At 56.8% G+C, this 23425-nt stretch carries 18 protein-coding genes and 4 pseudogenes; 7 read left to right on the plus strand and 15 right to left on the minus strand.

From position 1 onward, the window contains the following. The first annotated feature begins 10 nt into the window (after positions 1–10). Together AC6I8M_RS08970 and yccS are read left to right on the plus strand one after the other, a co-directional pair. The gene (locus AC6I8M_RS08970) at positions 11–454 is read left to right on the plus strand and encodes a YccF domain-containing protein (RefSeq protein ID WP_010616559.1); all 444 of its coding nucleotides are present in this window, start codon (positions 11–13) and stop codon (positions 452–454) included. A gap of 8 nt (positions 455–462) precedes the next feature. Then, positions 463–2601 carry a YccS family putative transporter gene (gene yccS, locus AC6I8M_RS08975; RefSeq protein ID WP_058948865.1) on the plus strand — a complete coding sequence of 713 codons (2139 nt, stop codon included), beginning with the start codon at positions 463–465 and terminating at the stop codon, positions 2599–2601. Positions 2602–2610: 9 nt separating this feature from the next. Here yccS and AC6I8M_RS08980 read toward each other — a convergent pair. Beyond that, positions 2611–3186 (minus strand): annotated as a pseudogene (locus AC6I8M_RS08980) (TfoX/Sxy family DNA transformation protein); the annotation flags it as partial. 224 nt (positions 3187–3410) lie between these two features. On the opposite strand from AC6I8M_RS08980, the gene sulA reads away from it, so the two are divergent. Both sulA and ompA read left to right on the plus strand, forming a co-directional pair. Then, a complete protein-coding gene (sulA, locus tag AC6I8M_RS08985; protein ID WP_498013764.1) occupies positions 3411–3902 on the plus strand; it encodes an SOS-induced cell division inhibitor SulA in 492 nt (163 codons plus the stop codon). A gap of 349 nt (positions 3903–4251) precedes the next feature. Next, positions 4252–5322, plus strand: coding sequence for a porin OmpA (ompA, locus tag AC6I8M_RS08990; RefSeq protein WP_010616563.1), 1071 nt, complete (start codon positions 4252–4254; stop codon positions 5320–5322). A gap of 69 nt (positions 5323–5391) precedes the next feature. Here ompA and matP read toward each other — a convergent pair whose 3' ends face one another. Beyond that, positions 5392–5859, minus strand: a complete 468-nt coding sequence (matP, locus tag AC6I8M_RS08995; RefSeq protein ID WP_022547588.1) for a macrodomain Ter protein MatP — start codon at positions 5857–5859, stop codon at positions 5392–5394. A 53-nt stretch (positions 5860–5912) separates the two neighbouring features. Between matP and AC6I8M_RS09000 the strand changes: the two are divergent. Together AC6I8M_RS09000 and fabA are read left to right on the plus strand one after the other, a co-directional pair. Then, positions 5913–7776 (plus strand): annotated as a pseudogene (locus tag AC6I8M_RS09000) (AAA family ATPase). Positions 7777–7843: 67 nt separating this feature from the next. Continuing rightward, complete coding sequence (gene fabA, locus AC6I8M_RS09005; protein ID WP_498013765.1) at positions 7844–8362, plus strand: bifunctional 3-hydroxydecanoyl-ACP dehydratase/trans-2-decenoyl-ACP isomerase; 519 nt, start codon at positions 7844–7846, stop codon at positions 8360–8362. 64 nt (positions 8363–8426) lie between these two features. Here the strand turns inward: fabA and rmf are convergent, their stop codons facing one another. From rmf to rlmKL, 6 genes are all read right to left on the minus strand, one after another. Next, positions 8427–8594, minus strand: a complete 168-nt coding sequence (rmf, locus tag AC6I8M_RS09010; protein ID WP_013508548.1) for a ribosome modulation factor — start codon at positions 8592–8594, stop codon at positions 8427–8429. A gap of 267 nt (positions 8595–8861) precedes the next feature. After that, the gene (gene pqiC, locus AC6I8M_RS09015) at positions 8862–9428 is read right to left on the minus strand and encodes a membrane integrity-associated transporter subunit PqiC (RefSeq protein WP_010616567.1); all 567 of its coding nucleotides are present in this window, start codon (positions 9426–9428) and stop codon (positions 8862–8864) included. Beyond that, the gene (gene pqiB, locus AC6I8M_RS09020; protein WP_010616568.1) at positions 9425–11068 is read right to left on the minus strand and encodes an intermembrane transport protein PqiB; all 1644 of its coding nucleotides are present in this window, start codon (positions 11066–11068) and stop codon (positions 9425–9427) included. The genes pqiC and pqiB overlap by 4 nt, the downstream gene beginning before the upstream one ends. Continuing rightward, the gene (gene pqiA / locus AC6I8M_RS09025) at positions 11040–12323 is read right to left on the minus strand and encodes a membrane integrity-associated transporter subunit PqiA (RefSeq protein WP_022547584.1); all 1284 of its coding nucleotides are present in this window, start codon (positions 12321–12323) and stop codon (positions 11040–11042) included. Before pqiA ends, pqiB begins: the two co-directional genes overlap by 29 nt. 16 nt (positions 12324–12339) lie before the next feature. Further along, on the minus strand, positions 12340–14247 hold the full coding sequence (locus AC6I8M_RS09030) for an ABC transporter ATP-binding protein (protein ID WP_010618022.1): 1908 nt from the start codon (positions 14245–14247) through the stop codon (positions 12340–12342). Between the two features lie 5 nt (positions 14248–14252). Beyond that, on the minus strand, positions 14253–16370 hold the full coding sequence (gene rlmKL / locus AC6I8M_RS09035; RefSeq protein ID WP_010618023.1) for a bifunctional 23S rRNA (guanine(2069)-N(7))-methyltransferase RlmK/23S rRNA (guanine(2445)-N(2))-methyltransferase RlmL: 2118 nt from the start codon (positions 16368–16370) through the stop codon (positions 14253–14255). Positions 16371–16466: 96 nt separating this feature from the next. Between rlmKL and AC6I8M_RS09040 the strand changes: the two are divergent. Continuing rightward, positions 16467–17576: pseudogene (locus AC6I8M_RS09040) on the plus strand (YcbX family protein). Positions 17577–17579: 3 nt separating this feature from the next. On the opposite strand, the gene AC6I8M_RS09045 reads toward AC6I8M_RS09040, so the two are convergent. From AC6I8M_RS09045 to AC6I8M_RS09075, 7 genes and pseudogenes are all read right to left on the minus strand, one after another. Beyond that, complete coding sequence (locus AC6I8M_RS09045) at positions 17580–18122, minus strand: cell division protein ZapC (protein ID WP_010618024.1); 543 nt, start codon at positions 18120–18122, stop codon at positions 17580–17582. A gap of 150 nt (positions 18123–18272) precedes the next feature. Continuing rightward, the gene (gene pyrD / locus AC6I8M_RS09050; RefSeq protein ID WP_010618025.1) at positions 18273–19283 is read right to left on the minus strand and encodes a quinone-dependent dihydroorotate dehydrogenase; all 1011 of its coding nucleotides are present in this window, start codon (positions 19281–19283) and stop codon (positions 18273–18275) included. A gap of 120 nt (positions 19284–19403) precedes the next feature. Further along, positions 19404–20408, minus strand: a pseudogene (locus tag AC6I8M_RS09055) (glycosyltransferase family 2 protein). Further along, positions 20405–21130, minus strand: a complete 726-nt coding sequence (locus tag AC6I8M_RS09060) for a hypothetical protein (protein WP_010618028.1) — start codon at positions 21128–21130, stop codon at positions 20405–20407. Before AC6I8M_RS09060 ends, AC6I8M_RS09055 begins: the two are co-directional and overlap by 4 nt. Continuing rightward, positions 21094–21921 (minus strand): oligosaccharide flippase family protein, encoded by an 828-nt coding sequence (locus tag AC6I8M_RS09065; RefSeq protein ID WP_010618029.1) that lies wholly within the window; start codon positions 21919–21921, stop codon positions 21094–21096. Before AC6I8M_RS09065 ends, AC6I8M_RS09060 begins: the two co-directional genes overlap by 37 nt. A 102-nt stretch (positions 21922–22023) precedes the next feature. Next, positions 22024–22386 (minus strand): hypothetical protein, encoded by a 363-nt coding sequence (locus AC6I8M_RS09070; protein WP_010618030.1) that lies wholly within the window; start codon positions 22384–22386, stop codon positions 22024–22026. Between the two features lie 3 nt (positions 22387–22389). Further along, positions 22390–22818, minus strand: a complete 429-nt coding sequence (locus AC6I8M_RS09075) for a hypothetical protein (RefSeq protein ID WP_153005950.1) — start codon at positions 22816–22818, stop codon at positions 22390–22392. Positions 22819–23425: the final 607 nt, after the last annotated feature.

Below are 23425 nucleotides of genomic sequence, written 5' to 3' on the forward strand. Positions count from 1 at the left end.
AAATCGCGTTATGCGCACCGTACTTAATATTCTGAATTTTGTTCTTGGCGGCTTTATCACCACCCTCGGCTGGCTGTTGGCCACGCTGACCAGCATCGTGCTGATCTTTACCCTGCCGCTGACCCGCTCCTGCTGGGAGATCACCAAACTGTCCCTGCTGCCGTTTGGCAACGAAGCGGTTCACGTTGACGTGCTGCGCCCGGAGAGCAAAAGCCACGTGCTGAACGCCGGAGGGACCTTCCTCAACCTGTTCTGGCTGATTTTCTTTGGCTGGTGGCTGTACCTGATGCACATCTCGACCGGCATCTTGCAGTGTCTGAGCATCATCTGTATTCCGACCGGCATTGCCCACTTCAAAATCGCCGCTATCGCGCTGTGGCCGGTAGGTCGCCGCGTGGTGTCAGTGGAAGAAGCGCAGGCGGCGCGTGAAGCCAACGCGCGGCGCCGCTACTGAGGCTGAAGATGATGCCTGACGCTTTGCCCGGCTGGCGCCGTTATCTGTTCAACAGCAGCCTGCGCTACCTGCTGCGCATCTTCTTCGCGCTGGCCGGCTGTGCCGCCGTTCCCTGGTGGCTGCAGCAGATTGAGTGGACCATTCCACTGACGCTCGGTGTCGTGGCGGCGGCGCTGGCCGATCTTGACGATCGCTGGACCGGCCGCGTGCGCAACCTGCTCATCACGCTGGTGTGCTTCTGCATCGCCTCGGTCTCGGTCGAGCTGCTGTTTCCGCACCCGTGGCTGTTTGCTATCGGCCTTGCGCTCTCCAGCTGGGGATTTATTCTGCTGGGCGCGCTGGGGCAGCGCTACGCCACCATTGCGTTTGGTGCACTGCTGATCGCGGTTTACACTATGCTGGGCATTGGCCTGTTTCCGCAGTGGTGGATGCAGCCGGCGCTGCTGCTGATTGGCGCGCTGTGGTACAACCTGCTGACCTTTATCGGCCACCTGATGTTCCCGGTGCGCCCGGTGCAGGAGCAGCTGGCCGCCAGCTTTTCTCAGCTGGCGCGCTATCTGGAAGCCAAGGCCAATCTGTTTGATCCCGACGGGGGTGAGCAGGATGACGCGGCGCTGATCGCCACGGCGATGGTCAATAGCCAGCTGGTGGCGAAGCTCAACCTGACGAAAACCACCATTCAGAGCCGTTTACGCGGCGACCGCGGCTCGCGCAGCACGCGGCGCAGCCTGCATTACTATTTTGTGGCGCAGGATATTCACGAGCGCGCCAGCTCGTCGCATCTGCAATATCACCTATTGCGCGATGACTGGCGCTACAACGAGGTGCTGTTTCGCTTTCAGCGACTGCTGAACATGCAGGCGCAGGCCTGTCGCCAGCAGGCAGAGAATATCGTGCTGCGCCAGCCATGGCACCACGATAGCCACTTTGCGCGCAGCTTTGAACGGCTGGAGACCGCCCTGCAGCGCCTGCAACATAACGATCCGCAGGCGACGCACATTCGTCCGCTGTTCTGGTTGCTGCGCAACTTACGCGCCATTGACGCGCAGCTGGCGTCGATCGAATCAGAGCAGCGACTGGCAGAACCGCTGACGCAGAGCGATCACTACCTGTCGCGCGAGGGCTTGAGTGGCTGGGCTGATATCCGTCTGCGCCTCAGTCGCCATCTGAGTCCGACCTCGGCGTTGTTCCGGCACGCGGTGCGCATGTCGCTGGTGCTGTGCGTAGGGTACGCCTTCATTCAGCTTACCGACCTGCATCGCGGCTACTGGATCCTGCTAACCAGCCTGTTTGTCTGCCAGCCCAACTATAACGCCACACGGCGGCGGCTGGCGCTGCGTATTGGCGGAACCCTGGCCGGTATTGCGATTGGCCTGCCGGTGCTGTGGCTGGTGCCCTCTATCGAGGGCCAGTTGGTTTTGATTGTGCTGAGCGGCATGCTGTTTTTTGCCTTCCGCCAGATTCAGTACGCGCAGGCGACGCTGTTCATCACCCTGCTGGTGCTGCTGTGCTTCAATCTGCTGGGTGAAGGCTTTGATGTCGCCCTGCCGCGCGTGGTGGATACCTTGCTCGGCTGTGGCCTGGCCTGGCTGGCGGTGGCGTTTGTCTGGCCTGACTGGCGCTTCCGTCAATTGACGACGGTCGCCGATCGCACGCTGGATGCCAACTGTCGTTATCTTGATGCCATCCTAGAACAGTATCATCAGGGTAAAGATAACCGTCTCGCCTACCGCGTGGCGCGTCGTGACGCCCACAACGCCGATGCAGAACTGGCGTCCGTGGTGTCCAATATGAGCGGCGAACTGAAGCAACAGCCGTCGCTACGCGAGAATGCGTTCCGTCTGATGTGCCTCAACCACTCGTTTCTCAGCTACATCTCTGCGCTGGGCGCGCACCGGGAGCGGCTGACGCAGGGCGAACTGCTGACGCTTTTAGATGACGCGGTATGCTTCGTCGAGGATGTGCTGCAGATCGATCGCGTCAGCGAAGCGCAGGCGGAAACGATGCAGCAGGCACTGATGCAGCGCCTGAGCGCTCTGAAAACCAGTGAGGAGGCGCAGGCACCGCTGGTGTTGCAGCAACTGGGGCTGCTGATTGCGCTGCTGCCGGAAATTGCCCGCCTGCGCCGCACCCTCGCCGCCGCTTAAGGCAACAGGCGCGCTCAACTCTTCACGCACCGCCGCCGGCAAGGCAGCCTGATGATGGCCGGAAATGGCCCCTTCCAGCGCCAGCAGGGTTTTCAGGCCGATATCTTTATTCACCGTGCGCAGCTTCAGCCAGCTCTGACGCGAGCCCATTTCATACAGCAAGCGAACAGAATTGATCCCGACTTTGTGCAGCATCAGCTCCATACGCAGGCTGAGATTGGGCAGATCTTTCAGCCTGAACAAGACAAGTCTGTTCGCCGCCTCGGCGCGCGCCGCAGACAGCGAACTGGCCGATAAGCGCAGCAGCTGATCGGCGTCCTGCCAGAGCTGTTTATCCACTTTGTAGTAGCTGAGCGTCACCGGCATGCCACGCTTGCGGTATATCAACGGTTCCAGCAGGCGCTGTGCGGCATAGTGCTGTAGCGCCTCGCTGGCGCGCAGATAGAGCGCATCCTCATTGATGTAAGCAAACACCACCTTTTCGACCGCCAGCGCGTAACCACCAAACTGGGTGCGCGATTCAATTTTGCCCAATGCCGCTAACTGGGCTTTGAACTGCTCAACCACCGGATTATTTTTCTTCATAACGTCCCCTTTTTCTGATTCCTTGCGCGGGCAATTTCCTATAAAAAGCTCAGAGATTCATCTGGTTAGAAGATAGAAAAAACGATTTATCTGTTCAATGAATAAAAGCGGCAACGCGCAGATCTTGTGCGGAATTTGCGAGGCATTTTCAGAAATTGAGGTTGATCTTTATCCAGGAACTCATTACTGTATATTCATACAGTTCATTACTGAGTGATTAAAATATGCGTACTCAATACTCTGGCCCTGCTGATCGTGCTCACCGTTTCGCTGCGACTGGCTTAACGCAACCTTCTCTGGGTGGTATTACTGAACTGCGTTATAGCGAGCAGCCCGGCATCATGCCGCTGCTGTTACTGCCGGTCCTCAAGCAACTGAGCACCCAGTCACGCTGGCAGCTGTGGCTGACGCCAGCGCACAAACTGAACCGCAGCTGGATGCAGCAGTCAGGATTACCGCTGGAAAAGAGTATGCATATCACGGAATCCGAGCGTTTAAGCACGGTTGAGAGCATGGTGAAAGCGTTGCGCACCGGCAACTACAGCGTGGTACTCGCTTGGATTCCTTATGAATTGAGCAATGAAGAGCGCCTGAAACTTGAGCAGGCAGCCGCCGAAGGCGAAGCGCTGGGGTTGATTATGCGTCCTCAGGGGCGGGATCTTGCTCTGTCCAGACAGCCAAACAGCGCAAAAATTCCCCCTGATTTGTTTCATTAAGTAAAACTAAGATTTTTCTCACGCTATTTTTTCACAATAGTTGCGGCTAAGCCACTGATTCTTTTCCCGCCAGCTATGACAATGGCTTAGCCGCATTTTTCTTTTCTGATAGCGAAAATTTTGCCATGTCATTTGTTAAAATATGTGTATAAATCCCTGTTTTTTTATCCGCTGACGTCACATCATACTTGTAAGTTTCCAATCTCGTTGTAGACTTTACCTCGCTAGGGTGCTCAATAACCTCCGTTTTTTCGGTAGAGTCATAAGCGAGCGTTTAGACCCGGCGAAGGATTACAACCAAGAGCAACCTCTTTGCTCATTGCCTATTTGGATGATAACGAGGCGCAAAATGAAAAAGACAGCTATCGCAATTACAGTGGCACTGGCTGGCTTCGCTACCGTAGCGCAGGCCGCTCCTAAAGATGACACCTGGTACACCGGTGCTAAACTGGGCTGGTCTCAGTATCACGATACTGGTTACTACGGTAACGGTTACGAAAACAACGACGGTCCAACTCACGAATCTCAGCTGGGCGCAGGTGCTTTCCTGGGCTACCAGGCTAACCCATACCTAGGCTTCGAGCTGGGCTACGACTGGCTGGGCCGTATGCCGAACAAAGGCAACGTGACCAATGGCGCATTCAAAGCACAGGGCGTTCAGCTGGCAGCTAAACTGAGCTACCCAATTGCTGACGATCTGGACGTATACACCCGTCTGGGCGGCATGGTATGGCGCGCTGATTCAACTCAGACCAACCCAGACAACGGTCGCATCAGCAACCACAACACCGGCGTTTCTCCGCTGGCTGCTGTTGGTGTTGAATACGCACTGACCAAAAACTGGGCTACTCGCCTGGACTACCAGTGGGTTAACAACATCGGTGACGCAGGTACCGTTGGTGCGCGTCCAGACAACAGCATGCTGAGCGTCGGCGTTTCTTACCGTTTCGGTCAGGACGAAGCTGCAGCTCCAGTTGTTGCTCCAGCGCCAGCTCCGGCTCCGGTTGTTGAAACCAAGCGTTTCACTCTGAAGTCTGACGTGCTGTTCACCTTCAACAAATCTACCCTGAAGCCAGAAGGCCAGCAGGCTCTGGATCAGCTGTACAGCCAGCTGAGCTCAATGGATCCGAAAGACGGTTCTGTTGTGGTTCTGGGCTTCACCGACCGCATAGGTTCAGACCAGTACAACCAGAAACTGTCTGAGAAACGTGCTCAGTCTGTTGTCGACTACCTGGTATCTAAAGGTATCCCGGCTAACAAGATCTCTGCACGTGGCATGGGTGAATCTAACCCAGTTACTGGCAACACCTGTGACAGCGTGAAAGGCCGCAATGCCCTGATCGACTGCCTGGCGCCAGACCGTCGCGTAGAAATCGACGTGAAAGGTATCAAAGACGTTGTAACTCAGCCACAGGCTTAAGTTATCGCGCAATAAAAAACCCCGCTTCGGCGGGGTTTTTTTTGGCTTTTTATCACACGCAATTTTTTGCTATTCGTTATCCGCGCCGTTTTTGCCAAGAATCGCCTGCAGATCCTGCTTCAGCGTCGACATCTGACTGGCATACTTCTCTTTGCGTTCTGCATCTTCGATCAGCTGAACAATGGTCTCTGACAAAGTGCTGTTACGACGCTGCGCCAGACCGGCCAGACGCTGCCACACCAGATACTCCAGATCGATCGATTTTTTCCGCGTGTGCTGATGCTCTGTGTTGAAATGGCGTTTGCGCCGCGCGCGTATGGTCTGCTTCAGACGGTTTTCCAGCTCCGGATTGATATGCTTTGCGATCCAGTCACCGACCTCAACCGGGTTATTCTCCATCGCCAGCAACGTCTCTACCGCCGCCTGCGCAGCGCTCAGCTCAATATGCCGGGTGATCAGCTCACCTTCCCGATGCTTTTTCACCAAGTATTTCCACTTCCATCCACTTTCAAGATTTTCGAGTTGCTGGTATTTCATCGGAATCTCATCGTGATCACGTAACAAACTAAGAATAACAGCTTTTTTCCCGGATGCAGCAAGGAAAAACATGTTGCGGCCATCATAGTTCAGGCCGGAAGTGCGCCGTGCTTAACCGGGTTGAATCCTGTATAATCGCGCTTTTCCTGAACCAGACTAATGCGAATATTTTGACCAGCACTCAACTTACGTGGCAAGCCCTGCAGCCGGATAGCTCACGCTACCAATCACTTTTCTCAACCGTCTCTCTGGAAGATAGCGATACGCTTGCCGCGGTTCAGCCGCGTCTGCTGAATGCGCTGGCGCATTTACATCATCAAACGCTGGGCTTTCCGCTGCTGCTGTTACGCAGCCAGGAAAACAGTGATTATCTGGCGTGGATTGCCGAGGCGGCGCAGCGCTTTCAGCCTGATGAGGACGCGCTGTACGGGGGTGATTACCATGTGATGGGCGACAACGTCAGCCTGCAACCGCCTGTCGACGCCAGCCGTCCCTTCACCAGCACGGGCGGAGTGCATTACGCCGACTGGATTGAGTCCGAACAGCTATTTGGCTGCGTGCGATCAGTATAAAGATCGCGTACAGCTGGAGCCCGGTCTGCTGCATCAGGCTAACGGTGGCACGCTGATTCTGTCCATCAATACCCTGCTGGCGAAGCCGCTGCTGTGGCTACGCCTGCGCAAAGTGATCGAGCTGGGCCACTTTGACTGGTACTCACCGGACGAGCGCCGCCCCCTGCCGGTGACCATTCCCCCACTGCCGCTGCAGCTGCGTCTGATTTTATGTGGCGATCGCGAGGCGCTGGCCAGCTTTCAGGAACTGGACGTTGAAGTGCACGAAATGACGCTCTATAGCGAGTTCGAAGAGAATCTGCAGCTGGTTCATGATGATGACATGGCCAACTGGTGCCGCTGGACGCTATGCCAAGCGGAACTGGCCGGTCTGACGCCACCCGAAGCTGATTTCTGGCCGCTGCTGATCCAGGAAGCGGTGCGTCTGACCGGCGATCAGGACACGCTGCCGCTGTGTCCCCGCTGGCTGCGCCGTCAGCTGCAGGAAGCCGCGCTGCACGGTGAGACGCTGAATGGTGAGGCGCTGAAAGAGGCGCTGGAAGCACGCCAGTGGCGCGAGAGTTTCCTTGCCGACCGTATGCGCGATGAGATCCTGCTGAATCAGATCATGATCGAAACGGAAGGCGAAGTGGTCGGTCAGATCAACGGCCTGTCGGTGATTGAATTCCCCGGCCATCCACGTCCGTGGGGCGAGCCGTCACGCATCACCTGTGTTGTGCACCCGGGCAATGGCGAATTTACCGACGTGGAGCGCAAAGCGGAGCTTGGCGGCAACATCCACGCCAAAGGCATGATGATCATGCAGGCGTACCAGATCTCTGAGCTGGAGCTGGAACAGCAGCTGCCCTTCTCGGCATCGCTGGTGTTTGAGCAGTCCTACTCCGAAGTCGACGGTGACAGCGCCTCGCTGACAGAGCTGTGTGTGCTGATCAGCGCGCTGGCAAACCAGCCGCTGAACCAGCAGATTGCCGTTACCGGTTCGGTGGACCAGTTTGGTAATGTGCAGCCGGTGAGTGGTCTGAATGAGAAAATCGAAGGCTTCTTCCATATCTGCCAGTCGCGTGAACTGACTGGCAAACAGGGCGTGATTCTGCCTGCCAGCAACGTCCGTCATCTCAGCCTTAGCGACGACGTGGTAGAAGCGGTACAGCAGGGCCAGTTCCATATCTGGGCGATTGAGCGCGTTGACGAAGCGCTGCCGCTGTTAACTGGTATTGCCTGGCAGAGCGAAAGCGGCGACTCGCTGCTGAGCACCATTCAGGAGCGCATTACTCAGCTCAATCAGCAGGAAAACCGACCGCGGCCCTGGCCATTACGCTGGCTCAACTGGTTCAACCACAGCTGATTACATTGCCCAGCGTACAACTGTTCGCTAATATTCGGGCTTCACTAAAAGAAGGCATATTGAGAACATGGTAGATAAACGCGAATCCTATAGCAAAGAAGACCTGATTGCCTCTGGTCGCGGCGAACTGTTTGGCGAGAATGGCCCACCGCTTCCGTCTGACAACATGTTGATGATGGACCGCGTGGTCAAAATGACCGAAGACGGCGGCAAATTCGATAAAGGTTATGTGGAAGCAGAACTGGATATCCGCCCTGACCTGTGGTTCTTTGATTGCCACTTTAAAGGCGATCCGGTGATGCCAGGCTGTCTGGGTCTGGATGCTATGTGGCAGCTGGTTGGCTTCTATCTCGGCTGGCTGGGTGCGGAAGGTAAAGGCCGTGCGCTGGGTGTGGGTGAAGTGAAATTCACCGGCCAGGTTCTGCCGACGGCGAAGCTGGTTACTTACAAAATTCACTTCAAACGCGTCATCAACCGCAAGCTGGTGATGGGCGTGGCCGATGGCGAAGTGTTCGTCGACGGCAACCTGATCTACACTGCGACCGACCTGAAAGTGGGTTTGTTTAAAGACACTTCAGTGTTCTGACCCACCAACAAAAACCTCCGCACGCAGTGGAGGTTTTTTCCTATTTACAGACATCCGACGGTGCCTAAGCCACCGCCGACCTATCCTCCATGGCTTGTCGCCAACCTCCCAACCAGTGAGACCGGGCATCGATCATTTGATAAGGGCATATCTCTTTTGAGCGGCCGGTAATGCCTGCCTGATAGCCTCGTGAATGTGCTCGTTCCAAGCGGTCTCTCTTCTGTCTCTTCATACCTCGTTTCCCTCATTTCAGGTCTGGTGGAATCTGGTGGAAAGAAAGAGTGGTGAATTACTGTTCAACCACAGTAATATTCTAACCTGTGGTGGGTGAAAGGTCAATGCGCAAAATTCACGCCAATGTCATCAATTTGCCGTGAAATCGACACAAATCCCTCAGTGCCGCCGCCATATCTGGCTGATTCCGCAATAAAAAAGTCCCTGATTTGCGCGCCGTCACACAACGGCAAATCAGGGACTTAGCATAAGCATCGAACAAATCCTAATTTAGCGTCACCACGTTATTAGCGATTTGCTGTGCCGTTTGCTGCCAGCCCAGCGCCAGCGTGCGCACCAGCGCATCGTAGCCATCTTCGGTCTGCGGCAGCGTCAGATTAAAGCCATGTTTGATAAGTCGGCCTTGATGTTGTAACAGCCATTCACCGCTTACTACCACCTTGCCGTCATAGCGGCCGTGGAAGCCGGTAACGTGCACGCTGAGCGTATCGTGCGTGTCACCCAGCGGCTGACTGGCCACCAGCCGGCCGGGCAACGCCTGGCCGAGGTTACTCACCAGTGTCTGCTGCAGCTGCTGGTCGAGCGGACTGGCCCACAGATTATTGGCGGCAATCACGTACTTCACGTCGCTGGTTTGATAAACCAGCCCGTTGCTGGCGAGATAATCCGGCACGCTCACCTGTTCAACCCAAATCATCGGCTGGCTGGCTGTGGCGTCACTGCTGACGCGCGCCATATTGCTGCCCGCAGGCAGCTGGTAATAGGTGGTGTCGATGGTGCTGCTGCAGCCCGCCAGCAGCAACACAGCACCGATAATCAGCCCTTTTTTCACTGTTTCGCCCTCTTTGGCTGCGGATCCTGACCCGGTTTGGCTTCAAATACCAGCGCGTTGCTCTTGCTGTTGAGCGTTTTCAGCACCGGCTGCAATTCGCGCAGCACCTGGTCGAGGCGCTGCATATCTCCCACCAGTTTGTTATAGGCTGGCGATCCCGGCTGCAGCCCCTTCATGCTGCGATTAAGCTCGCGCAGGGTTTGCTGCATATCGGCCGGCAGCGTTTTCATCGCCGGGTTGGCGGTGATCTTATTGAGGTTATCCAGCGTTTTCTGCAGCTGCTGCAGGGTGCGCTGGCTCTCTTTCAGCGTGCCGGTGGCCTGGTTGATCATCGGGTTGAGCGGCAGTGCATTGATTTTATCCAGCGCCGCCATCAGTTTCTGCTGAATCTGGCTCAGGCCGCCGCTCACGGTCGGAATCACTTCCAGCCCCGCCACTTTGTTCGGTCCTTTGTAAGCCGGTGCATTGTCATAGAAGTCGAGATCGACAAACAGCGCACCGGACAGCAGGTTGCCGGTTTTCAGCATGGCGCTCAGGCCGCGTTTCTTACCATCCTGCAGATGCTGTTTAAGATTGAAGTCGCCACCCAGACGGCTGATAAAGCGGTCCGGCTCGATGCGGATCAGCACCGGCACGCGGTAATCAGTGTTCAGCGCCTGATTCACGCCCGGGATCATGTAAGGCACCTGAGCCACGGTACCGAGACGAATACCGCGGAACTCTACCGGTGCGCCGACCTGCAGACCACGAATTGAATCACTGAAGAACATCAGGAAATCAGTGTGCTTGGTGTACAGCGAATCCTGAATGCTGCGCTGGTCATCATACAGATGGTAGTCGTCTTGGTTTTTTGCCAGCTCGCCAAGTTCCCAGCCGTCCGGCACGTCAAAGCTCACACCACCGCTGAACAGGGTGGTCAGCGATCCCATTTCGACACGCATGCCGGAAGCGGACATATCTACCGCAATGCCGCTGTCTTTCCAGAAGCGCACATTGGTGGTAATCAGCCGATCGTAAGGCGCCGCGATAAACAGCTGATAGTTCATCATGCGCTTGTCGGTATCAAAGGTGCTGGTTTCCACCGTGCCGACGCGATAGCCGCGGAACAGCACCGGATCGCCCGGATTAAGCTGGCCGGCTTTTTTGCTGTCGAGGATGACGCGAATACCTTTGGCATCCGGCGGTGCCAGCGGCGGCGCGTCGAGCAGCTGATAGTGCTCTGGCTTATCCCCTTTGGCTCCGGGCTGCAGTTCAATATAGGCGCCGGAGAGCAGCGTACCGAGGCCCGTCACCCCTTCCCGGCCAATCTGCGGCTTCACCACCCAAAACACGCTGTCTTTATGCAGCAGTTTTTCCATGCCGGCATTCAGGCGCGCGGTGATCTCCACATGGTGCAAATCGTCCGTCAGTACCGCGCTTTCGACGGTGCCCACATCGACGCTACGGCTTTTAATGGTGGTTTTACCGGCAACAATGCCTTCGGCGTTTTCTGTGATCAGCGTAACCTGCGGTCCCTGATGGCTGAAGTGATAAAACAGAATCCATCCGCCGATTAACAGCGTGACGATAGGTACGATCCACACCGGCGACCAGCGTTTAATCTGGTCGACGTTAGCAATGCCGTGTTGGTTGTCCGTCAAGACGCGGCTCCTTACGTTCAGTTTCCTGTAGGCGATCCCAAATCAGGCGCGGATCAAACGTCATGGCGGCGAACATTGTCAGGATCACCACCAGCGCAAACAATAGCGCGCCTGGCGCAGGGTAAACACTCATCAGCTGGCCCATGCGCACCAGCGCAGAAAGCACAGCGATCACAAATACATCAATCATTGACCAGCGGCCAATAAACTCCACCACCTCATAAATCAGGTGCATCTTCTCGCTGTCGCGCCGGCCGCGGCCGCTGGCGTGCCAGCACAGCCAGCCAATCGCCACCATCTTCAGCGAAGGCACCATAATACTGGCGATAAAAATCACCAGCGCGACCGGCCAGGAGCCATCGCTCCACAGCAAAATGACGCCGGCCATAATGTTGGACGGATACTGCGAGCCGAGTGTTTCGGTCACCATGATCGGCATAATATTAGACGGGATATACAGCATCACCGAGGTGATCAGCAGCGCCAGCGTCCACTGCAGGCTGTGCTGCCTGCGCGGCGCGGCGCTCACGCCGCAGAGCGGACAGGTTTTCTCTGCGGCCGGCAGAATCGCGGTGCAGCACGGACAGCTACGCAGCCCCTGCTTCAGTCCGCTGATGCCGGCCTGCGGCGTTTGCGCCAGCGGCGGCAGCGTATCGATACGCTGCCAGACCCAGCGGCGATCGACGCACTGAAACGCACGCAGCTGCAGCAGACAAAACAGGTACCACGGCCAGAAGCTGCTGCCAAGGCCAATTTCACCGTACGCCATCAGTTTGACGAAGCTGACCAGCACGCCGGCCATGAAAATTTCGGCCATACCCCAGCTGCGCAATTGAAACAGAATGCGTGCCAGCCCGAGTCGCAGGCTGTGCGGCAGGCGCACCGGATTCACCAGCAGCAGGATGGCGATCATGCAGAAAGCCGGAATGCCCTGCACAAACAGCAGGAACAGCGTGGCGAGGCTGCGATAATCCTCGCGATCCATCACCTGCGGGATAGCCATCAGCGAGATCTGGCTGCTGAGACCGGCCACATGCATGCTGATAAACGGAAACAGATTGGCCAGCAACAGCATAAACAGCGCCGCCAGCGCATAGCCAGTCGGACGTTTACGCGGTTCGTGCCAGTTGGCCACCAGCGTGGTGTGACAGCGCGGACAGCGCGCACGGCTGCCCACCGGTACGGCGGGCAGTTTTACGGTTAAATCACACTGCGGACAGAGCATCCAGTGCTGCGTCTGATGCGTGGCACACATGCTGACTCCCTCTGCGTTATGCGCCGTTTTTCAGCGCTTCCAGCTCTTCCCACCGTTCAAAGGTGGTTTCCAGCTCCTGCTCCGCCTGCGCCAGCGCATCCAGCACCTGCTGCGTTTTGTCGTGCGGCTGGCTGAAGAAGTCCGGATGACTCATCTGCGCCTGCAGCTCACCGATGCGCGTCTCCAGCTGCTCCAGCTTTTGCGGCAGCTGCTCCAGTTCACGCGTCAGGTTATAGCTTAGCTTGCCTGCGCTGCGTTTGGGGGCGTCGGCTTTTTCTGCCGGTTTAGTCGCTGCGCTTTTGACCGGTGCAGCTTTGGTCTGTTTGTAAGCGGCGCGCTGCTGCTGCGCATCATGGTAGCCACCCACGAAGGTACCGATCTCGCCGTTGCCTTCAAAGATCCAGCATTCGGTCACGGTATTATCCACAAACTGACGATCGTGGCTCACCAGCAGCACGGTGCCCTGGTAGCTATCCACCAGCTCTTCCAGCAGCTCGAGCGTTTCGACGTCGAGGTCGTTGGTCGGTTCGTCAAGGATCAGCAGGTTGCTGGGCTTAAGGAACAGACGCGCCAGCAGCAGACGGTTACGCTCGCCGCCGGACAGCGCACGCACCGGCGTCATGGCGCGTTTCGGGTGGAACAGGAAGTCCTGCAGACAGTCGAGCACGTGACGCGGCTTGCCGTTGACCATCACTTCCTGTTTGCCTTCCGCCAGGTTATCCATCACGGTTTTATCCGGATCGAGCTCCGCGCGGTGCTGATCGAAGTAGGCGATTTCCAGTTTGGTGCCGCAGTGCACGCGACCGGCATCCGCCTTCAGCTGGCCGAGCATCAGGCGCAGCAGCGTGGTTTTACCGCAGCCGTTCGGGCCAATCAGGGCGATTTTGTCGCCGCGCTGAACCTGGGTTGAGAAATCCTTCACCAGCGTTTTGCCGTCAACGCCGTAATCCACGTTTTCCAGCTCAAAGACGATTTTGCCGGAACGCGCCGCTTCACCGACCTGCATATTGGCTTTGCCCATCACGTCACGCCGTTCGGAGCGTTCACGACGCAGCGCTTTCAGCGCGCGCACGCGGCCTTCGTTACGGGTGCGACGCGCTTTAATGCCTTGGCGAATCCACACTTCTTCCTGCGCCAGCTTGCGGTCGAATTCGGCATTTTGCATCTCTTCAACGCGCAGCGCTTCCTCTTTGCCCAGCAGGAACTGATCGTAATCGCCCGGCCATGACACCAGTTTGCCGCGATCGAGGTCGACGATGCGCGTCGCCATGTTGCGGATAAACGAGCGGTCGTGCGAAATAAACACGATGCTGCCGTTAAAGGTTTTCAGGAAGCTTTCCAGCCAGTCGATGGTTTCAATATCGAGGTGGTTAGTCGGTTCGTCGAGCGTCAGCACGCACGGGTTGCTGACCAGCGCACGGCCCAGCGCGGCTTTACGCAGCCAGCCACCGGAGAGTGACGACAGTTCGGTGTCCGGCTGCAGCCCGATTTGTTGCAGCACATCGTTGATACGGCTGTCGAGCTGCCACAGGTTGTGATGGTCGAGAATCGTCTGCAGTCGCCCCATTTCGTTGAGGTTTTTCTCGCTCGGATCTTCCATCACTAAGTGCGATATGGCGTGGTAGGCCTTGAGATGTTCAGCCTGTTCGGCCACGCCTTCGGCGACGAAGTCGTACACCGAACCGGTGATATTGCGTGGCGGATCCTGTTGCAGCCGCGCGACCACCAAATCCTGCTCATAAATAATGCGGCCGTCATCCAGCGGCTGTTCGCCGTTGATGATTTTCATCAGCGTCGATTTACCGGCGCCGTTGCGCCCAACCAGACAGACGCGCTCGCCCTCTTCGATATGCAGTTCGGTGTTATCCAACAGCGGCGCATCGCTGAACGACAGGTAAGCGCCATGGATACTGATCAGTGACATAAAACTTATTCCTTACCAGCATGGCTTACCAGCCAGCAGTTGTGAATTTGACGGTTGCGCGCAAAGTCCTGCGACAGCGTTTTTTGCGTAATTACCTGCGCCTGCAGACCCAGACGCTGCAAGCCATCCAGATCCATTTTGAAGCCGCGCTTGTTATTGGAGAACATAATGGTGCCGCCGCGACGCAGCATGCGCTTCAGGTTCTGCAGCAGCATCAGGTGGTCGCGCTGCACATCGAAGTCATCTTCCATACGTTTGGAGTTGGAGAAGGTCGGCGGATCGATAAAGATCAGATCGAACTGCTCATCGCTTTCGCGCAGCCAGCTCAGACAGTCCGCCTGCATCAGGCGATGCTGGCGCCCGGTTAATCCGTTCAGGCGCAGGTTACGTTCGGCCCACTCCATATAGGTGCGCGACATATCGACCGTGGTGGTGGATTTGGCGCCGCCCAGCCCGGCGTGCACGCTGGCACTACCGGTATAGGAGAACAGGTTAAGGAAATCTTTCCCCTGGCTCATCTGGCCCAGCATCTGGCGCGCGATACGGTGGTCGAGGAACAGGCCGGTATCAAGATAATCCGTCAGGTTTACCAGCAGCCGCGCGTTAAATTCCTGCACTTCAAAGAATTCACCCTTCTCGCTCAGCTTCTGGTACTGGTTTTTGTCCTTCTGCCGTTCGCGGGTTTTCAGCACCAGGCGATTGGCCGGTATCTCCAGCACGCTCAGCGTGGCACCGATCACGTCAAACAGGCGCTGACGCGCTTTGGTCGCATCCACGGTTTTCGGCGGTGCGTACTCCTGAATCACTACCCAGTCGGCGTAGCGATCAACCGCCACGTTATACTCCGGCAGATCGGCGTCATACAGGCGATAGCAGTCAATATTCGACTGGCGCGCCCACTTGTCCAGTTTTTTGCTGTTCTTACGCAGGCGGTTAGCAAAGTCTTCGGCAATCTGTGCACCGCCTTCGGCGCTGTTCTCCGCCAGCTGGTAGTTCTTCTGTACGCACTCCAGCGGACCGTTTTTCGCTTTAAACTGGCGATCGGCGCGCAGCTGCAGGCAGCTGAGCAGCTCTGGTGAGGCGCTGAACAGCGACAAATTCCAGCCACCAAACTGGTGTTTCATGATGCGGCCCAGCTGGCTGTGCATCGCAATCAGCGCCGGCTCGCTCTCCAGACGCTCACCGTACGGCGAGTTACTCAGCACCGTACCGCGGATCGCTTCGCCCGACAGCGGATTTTTCAGCTGCAGCACATCCTGCTGCGAAAAGGTGAAAAGATCAAACACGCCGGCGCGGCGCGCGTTGGCACGTGCCCATTCCAGCACGCGACCATCATTATCATAGCCAAAGAAGCGTGACGTGGTGGCGGCCGTGCCGGCGCGCGCACGCTGCAGAGCGTCGCTGCGCACCTCCTGCCACAGCGCGCTGTTGTGGCGTTTCCAGCGGCTGAAGCCCCAGTGCGAACGCAGCAGGCCCGGCGCACGATCGCAGGCGATCAGCGCCGCTTCAATCAGCAGCGTACCGGAGCCGCACATCGGGTCGACCAGCGGCGTGCCGTTCTGCCAGCCGGAGCGCATCACAATCGCCGCCGCCAGGTTCTCTTTCAGCGGTGCCTGGCCGGTTTGCTGGCGATAGCCGCGCTGGTGCAGTGCAGCGCCGCTCAGATCCAGCGCAATGCTAACGCGATCTTTGTTCAGCCACGCGTTGATGCGGATGCCCGGCTGCTCGCGATCGACACTCGGACGCTCCAGATTCTGCCGGGTAAAGCTATCGACAATCGCATCTTTGATGCGCAGCGCACCAAACTGGCTGTTGCGAATAACCTCATTGGTGCCGCTGAAGTGGATGGCGAAAGTGGTGTTGCTGTCAAACAGCTCGCTCCACGGGATGCTTTGCGCGCCGACGTAGAGATCGAGATCGCTCCAGACGCCGAATTCTCCCAGCGGCAGCAAAATACGTGAAGCCAGTCGGCTCCACAGCAGGCTTTGGTACATTACGCGGTCGTCGGCTCGGAAGTGGACGCCGCCCTGCACCACCTGCAAATCCTGCGCACCCAGCGCGTCCAGCTCAGTTTTCAACAGCTCTTCGAGCCCACGCGCCGTACTGGCAAACAGAGAATTCATATCGTCACTTTTACTCTTGCTAAAATTGTTGCGCATTATAGCGAATCAGCGTCCTATGTCATAAAGTTAGCTTCTTTTTGTCTGTACGGAGTTGTGATGATTACCCTGTCTCGCCTGTATATTCACCCGGTTAAATCGATGCGTGGTTTGCAGCTGTCACACGCGCAGGTGCTGGAAAGCGGTCTGGCCTTCGATCGCATCTTTATGGTGACCGAAGCGGACGCGACCTTTATTACCGCCCGCCAGTTTCCGGAGATGGTGCGTTTTACGCCCGCCCTGCTGCCCGACGGGCTATTCATCACCGCGCCGGACGGCAGCCAGGCGCTGATCCGCTTCAGCGATTTCAGCGCCCAGCCGGCACCGACGGAAGTGTGGGGAAACCAGTTCACTGCCCGCATTGCGCCTGAGACCATCAACCAGTGGCTGAGCGGCTTTTTCCCGCGTCCGGTGCAGCTGCGCTGGGTTGGCCCTGAGCCGTCACGCCGGTTAAAACGCTTCGACCAGGTACCGCTGGGGTTCGCCGACGGCTTCCCTTACCTGCTGGTCAACATGGCGTCGCTGCAGGATCTGCAGCAGCGCTATCCGGCCAGCGTGCGGCTGGAACAGTTCCGCCCCAATCTGATCGTCAGCGGCGCCAGCGCCTAGGACGAGGACAGCTGGAAACGTATTAAGATCGGCGAGATCACCTTCGAGATGCCAAAGCCGTGCAGCCGCTGCGTGTTTACCACCATCGGCACCGAAAGCAGTCGCAAGCATCCGCAGGGCGAACCGTTCGCCACGCTGCAGCGTTTTCGCAGCGCCTAGGACGGCAGCGGTGATATCGATTTCGGCCTGAATCTGATTGCGCTTAACAGCGGTATCGTTCGCGTCGGCGATACGGTTGAAGTGCTGGAACGGCAGACGCCGCGCGCTTACGGTGCCGGTGAGGTGGTGGAAACGCTGCAGGCCGCCAGCAGCGCGCCGGCCGCCGTGACCATTGGCTATCAGGGTCAGCAGTTTGCAGGCGATAATCAGCAGGTATTACTGGAACAGCTGGAGATGCAGGGCTTTCGCATTCCCTATTCGTGTCGTGCCGGAATTTGCGGCAGCTGCAAAATGACGCTGGTGTCGGGTGACGTGAAGGCGCTGAAGCAGAGCGCGGTACGCGGCGACGGCACCATTCTCAGCTGCAGCTGTATTCCGAACGGAGATATAGAACTGGCGTAAGCGCTACACCGCGCGGGCGAAGGGCGCGCTGCTCTCCTGCAACTGCGACTGCAGGCGATCGTTCATGATCTTGATGGCATCGCCGAGCTGCATCCCTTTGCCCGCCACCGTCAGCGCACTCTGCGCCAGCAGACAGAGCGCGGCATTCTCTCCGCTCTCGACCACCAACAGCTGTGCCTGTTCATCGCTGTCGGCCAGCGTTACCGCCACCATATCGCCCGCGACGGGCTGCCAGCTGTGCGCATGGCTGGTAAAGTGCCAGCTTTTCGGCATCAGCGGCTTAAGGAAACGGCTGGCCACCAGCGCGTTCAGCACCAGCTCGGCGCGCTGATCGCTTTTTAAACCGCTCTGGCGACAGCGCTCTTCAAAAGTAAAATAAAGCGCAGCGTCATCAACGCAAAAACCGCTGTAATTAAAGGCATCGGGCGTCAGCATTTTGCGCGAGAAGCGCGAGCGAAATAACATTCCATCCGCCAGATCCAGCATCATCCGGTCATGCTCTGCGTCAAAATACCAACGCCAGTTGTCATCGGGTTTGATTTTCATGAGGTGCCCTGTGGATTTACGCTGCGCTAAACGGCGCTGAAATTTAAAATATGGCTTTAAGGAAAAAGCTGAAAATTGTACGAACAGGACAAAATATAAACGAGCCGGAGGGAGAAATAAACCCCCCGGCCAGGGAAAGTGAGAAATGTCTTAGAGCTGGGTCACGATATCTTTAATTAAACCCGGACCTTTATAAATAAAGCCAGAGTATATCTGCACCAGCGTTGCGCCAGCCGCCATTTTTTCCCGTGCCGCGACCAGCGAATCAATGCCACCGACGCCAATAATGGGCAGACGTCCCTGCAGCTCCTGCGCCAGACGGCGAATTACCTCGGTGCTGCGCGACTGTACCGGACGGCCACTTAATCCCCCCGCTTCGTCGGCATATTTCAGCCCGCTCACCAGCGAACGATCGAGCGTGGTATTGGTGGCGATCACGCCGTCTATTTCGTGGCGCACTAAACTGTCGGCAACCTGGATCAATTCTTCTTCAGAAAGATCCGGTGCGATCTTCACCGCCACCGGCACATATTTCAGATGCCTTTCCTGCAACGCCCGCTGTTTTAATTTAATCGCCGACAGCAGATCGTCCAGCGCTTCGCCATATTGCAGCGAACGTAATCCGGGCGTATTCGGTGAGGAAATATTGATGGCAATATAACCGGCGTGCGCATACACCTTTTCCATACAGGTCAGATAATCGTCTTTGCCCTGCTCCACCGGCGTGTCTTTATTTTTGCCAATATTGATGCCAAGCACGCATTTAAAGCGCGCCTTTTTCACATTTTCTACCAGATGATCGACGCCGAGATTATTAAACCCCATGCGGTTGATGATACCTTCCGCAGCCACCAGCCGGAACATGCGTGGTTTGTCATTGCCCGGCTGCGCGCGTGGCGTCACCGTGCCCACCTCGACAAAGCCAAAGCCCATGGCGCCAAAGGCATCAATGCACTCCGCGTTCTTATCCAGCCCCGCAGCCAGACCCAGCGCGTTCGGAAAGGTCAGCCCCATACAGGTCACCGGGCGTGACGGCAGCGACTGACGAATCAGGCCTTCCAGCGGCGTGCCGCTGATAAAGCGTAACTGTTGAAAGGTGAGTTCGTGCGCGCGCTCTGGATCGAGCTTAAACAGCGCCGGCCGGACGATAGGATATAGCATGCACTCTCCTGAATGGCGGAAGCTTCGTGAAAGTCGGGTGCACGGGAATTTGTGCGCCAGAATGGTAAGGTGCTCTGGCGCAAAAGTAAATTACTCTGGGATGCAACAATTTGATCGGTATCAGCGTCGGGCGGAATAGCGTCCCAGACGATCGCGGCAGGCCTGTAAGCCGCTGTAAATCGCCGGGCAATACCACAGCAGTTTCAGCCGCGCGTTGTGCTGTAACACTTTACGCACCAGCTGATTCACCTGCGGCTGCCACTCGGCGGGCACCGTCATGTGATTTTTGCGGATTTGCGTCAGGCAGCCGTGCATCACCGTCTGGTAATAGTCATCCAGCAGCGCCTCATCATGCGGCAGTTGCTGCTGCTGCAGGAACAGCTCACTGCCGGCGCAGACGATAAAGTAATTTTTCACCCACGAGAAGTCGCGCGTGCTCTGCGACAGTGAACTCAGCATAAAGCGTTTGTAGTAGTAGCTCTGGCTGGTGCAGTACAGCGCGCGCGCCTGCAGGTAGAGGGCAAACATAAAGGGCGCGTCTTCATGGTTCTGGATCGGCAGAAACTGCAGATCGAGCTGGTCAATCAGCCGACGCGAGATGATGCTGCTCCAGATCACCCGATGCGCCGACTGATTCTGAATCAGCGTACGCAGCGTGGCGCTGCCGCCCGGCAGCAGGCCGCTGACGTGACGCTGATGGATGGTTTGATAATGGCGCTGCGGCGCTGGCAGGTCGAAAAACATCTTCGCGCCAAAGCAGAACAGATCAATCTCCGGGTGACGCGCCTGCACGCGGCGGAAATCGGCGAACAGTTCGGTCGAGACGAAGTCGTCGGCATCCATAAAATAGACGAAATCGCCGCTGGCTGCGGCCAGCCCCTTCATGCGCGCGGCACTGACGCCGCCGCGTCCGCCACTTAGCAGCGTCACCTGCGGATGCTGCGCAGCAAACGCCGTCAGCTAGGCAACGCTGTCATCGCTTGAGCCATCATCAATAATGATGATCTCTTCCGGCGGCGATGACTGGCGTAGCAGCGACCCCAGGGTTTCCGGCAGCCAGGGCGCGCAGTTCCAGTTAGGGATAATTACCGAAACCGTCGGCGTGCGGCGTGATGTCATGCTCATCCTCTTTCCTCTGCGTTAACAAGCGGCGCGCGCAGGCGTTTTAGCACCAGGCTGTGTAACAGACAGCACACGCCAAGGTTAAAGGCCCCGATCAGCCCCAGCCACAGCAGGTTGATCCAGCGATTCTCGTTCCACTCAATGGGCAGCAGCGTGCTGAGCCAGGCAATTAACGCTGACACCGCCCAAATCAGCGCCACGTCGCGCGTCAGCCAGCTGAAATGGATGCCCGGCGCAAAGCGGCGATGCACCAGCCACGCCCAGCCAACTAAATAGAAGATGTTCTGCCCCAGCCACAGCCAGCCGGTGCCCAGCGCACCGTAATGGACGGCACACCAGATGTTGAGCGGCACCAGCACGACGGCAAAACAGGTGAATCCCTGCATATGCAGTTTCAGATTGCCGTTGACGTATTGCAGGTGATACAGCAGGCCGCAGATTGCCTGGATGCCGCTCCCGAGCGCATACAGGCTAAGCACGAACGCCATCTCTTCGACAATTTGCGGTTTCTGCGTCCACGCCCACAGCAGCGGTCCGGCATAGCAGGCAATCATGATGCTGAGCGGTGCCATAAAAATCGCCACCGCCTGGGTGGTATAGCGATAGAGCTTCAGCGATTCGGCATCGCCCTGCTGACGGGTTTTCATGCCGGTCATGCGCGGCACAATCGCCTGCATAATCGGACTGCTCAGCAGCAGGATACCGGTCGCTGCCGTGGCGACCACGGGAACGAGCCGTACTCGCTCAGCGGCAGGGTTTTTGACAGCACCAGCCGGTCAATCTGCAAAATAAAGGTCCACACGGCGCTGGAGAAGGCGGCGCTCAGTGCAAAGCGAATAAAGGGTTTGAGCACGCCTTTCAGATCGTCGCGCTTCTCTTTCCGCGCTGCGCGGGGCACCAGCTGACAGGATTTCCAGATACAGCAGGCGGCTTCGGCAATCGAGACCAGCAATTGCCAGATAAAGAAGGTCAGCAGCGGATTCGGGAACAGCTGGATCACCAGCACCCCGCCAAAAGTACGCAGCGTGGTAATGATCAGGTTCACGCCGTTGAGCCAGACCTGATGCTCAAAACCGACAATCACGCTGCGATACGGGCTGGTACGCCAGCGAATCGCGGCGGTGATGACCATGATCGCCATGGCCACCACTACATCGCTGGCGGGTAAGTGCTGCGCATCCAGCCAGTGCGTGGCGATCCATGGCGTCGCCAGCCAGCCGAGCACCACCAGCACCAGGGTGGAAAACAGGAAGAAGCGGGTCAGCGTGGCAAACAGCGCCGGAAACCAGACAAATTCTGCCTGATTCGCCCGGTAGTGTGCCGCCTCGCGCATCAGCGTGGTTGAAACGCCCGCGTCCAGCAGCTGCAGCCAGGTCAGCAATATAGAAAAGAAGCCAACGAGACCGTAAGCTTCCATACCTAAATGCTGAATATACAGAGGAACCACTAAAATACCTGACAGCGTCAGATAGATCTGGCCAACATAGTTGGCAATCGCGTTACGTTTGATAGACATAAAAACTCTGGCGTCTGGGTATTTTTCTCAGTGTTAACAGCGTGACACAAAAATACCTCCGCGCCCACGGGAGTAATTATTAAAATTAACGCTGGCGCTATCTCAGCGGCTTTTTCTCATTTTCATCAGTGAGAAATAGAGGTCGGGCTGTTTCAGTAACAGTTTTTCCATTGTGCTCTGCGGTGAAAACTGATCGGCAAAGTAGCGCACCGCGTGCCGCACATTATTAGAGAACTGCGTCTCAGCGTTTAATTCCTGCTGCACCAGCTGTAATAAACCACTGCGTAAATAACTCTGGCGATAGCGGTTTCGCTCCGGAATAAAGTGTGACAAACGGGTGACCTTTTCATACTCCGTCATAAATTGCTGATAGCTGAGCGGCGGATTGACGGTGGTGACGTCATGATCTGCACGGGCATCAAGCAGCCACACCGTTTGCGTATTTAACAGGCCGGCCAGCATCACATCCTAAATGCGTACCAGCGGAGCGGCATTTTTCACCAGCGCGGCGCGCAGGATGACCGCATAGTTATTCTGCTGCCACAGGCACTGCGCCTGCAGCTGCTGAAACAGCTGCAGCGACGGCTGCAGGCCGCTGCTCAGTGCGCGCGGTGCCAGTGAAACCAGCAGGCAGTTGAGCTCTGGTCGCTGATGGCTAAGCTTTGCCACTTCCTGCAACAGTGTGGCGGAGGGCACAAAGCCGTCGGCGGCAAACAGCAAAAACGCCTCGTCGCTGACGTTATCCGCTGGCGCGTGCGGCACAGCGCTAAAAGCGCTGTGCGCGGCATCCGGCTGCAGCTGATAACACAACAGTGGATTAACGGTATTAGCCGCGATGCGCGCGGGCTGACCGGCAACCGGCTCAGCCGGATGCACTAACAGAGCAGACCTTCCCATATTCCTCTCCCTAAAAATAATACTGAATAATAGCCAGACAGAAACCCGCTCAATAAAGGCGAAAATAAGGCAGTGACTTTTTTTTAGCGTAAGAAAACTCAATCGATTATAAACAGCCCGCAGACGGCATTACTATTCGCCCTTGCTAGGCTGGCTGCTTATTTGCCGTTCATTGTTAAGCGCCACTAAAGAAAGAACCACTTAAGCGCAGAGGAAATTAGCAATACTCGTAACAGGAAACGTTGAGACATGGCTCAACTTTAATAAAACGCCACGTTTTGACACACTTCCCCTTCAATTTAAGGCCAACTTAAAATAGAGCAGCCAAAACAGCAGGTGAGAAAAATCCTAGTGATAACTTTTAACTTAAGCCTCCATTTCTTTGCTACAGCTTAAATTACCTCATCTATTTTTTCTTAAGCCTGATGACAATGTCGCGCCCGGCGATGTGTGTCGGCGGTTACACCTCTGATTTAGCCAGGCAACAGAGTTTTTAATCATTACCGCGCTGTTCGCGACGGTGGCGGCTAATGAGAAGCCGGCTGCCACGGGTCGCAATTCAGATTAACCTTAGACGCACTTTAGCTCTGCTTTAACAAACCTCTCT

The sequence above is a fragment of the Type-A symbiont of Plautia stali genome, assembly GCF_059731155.1.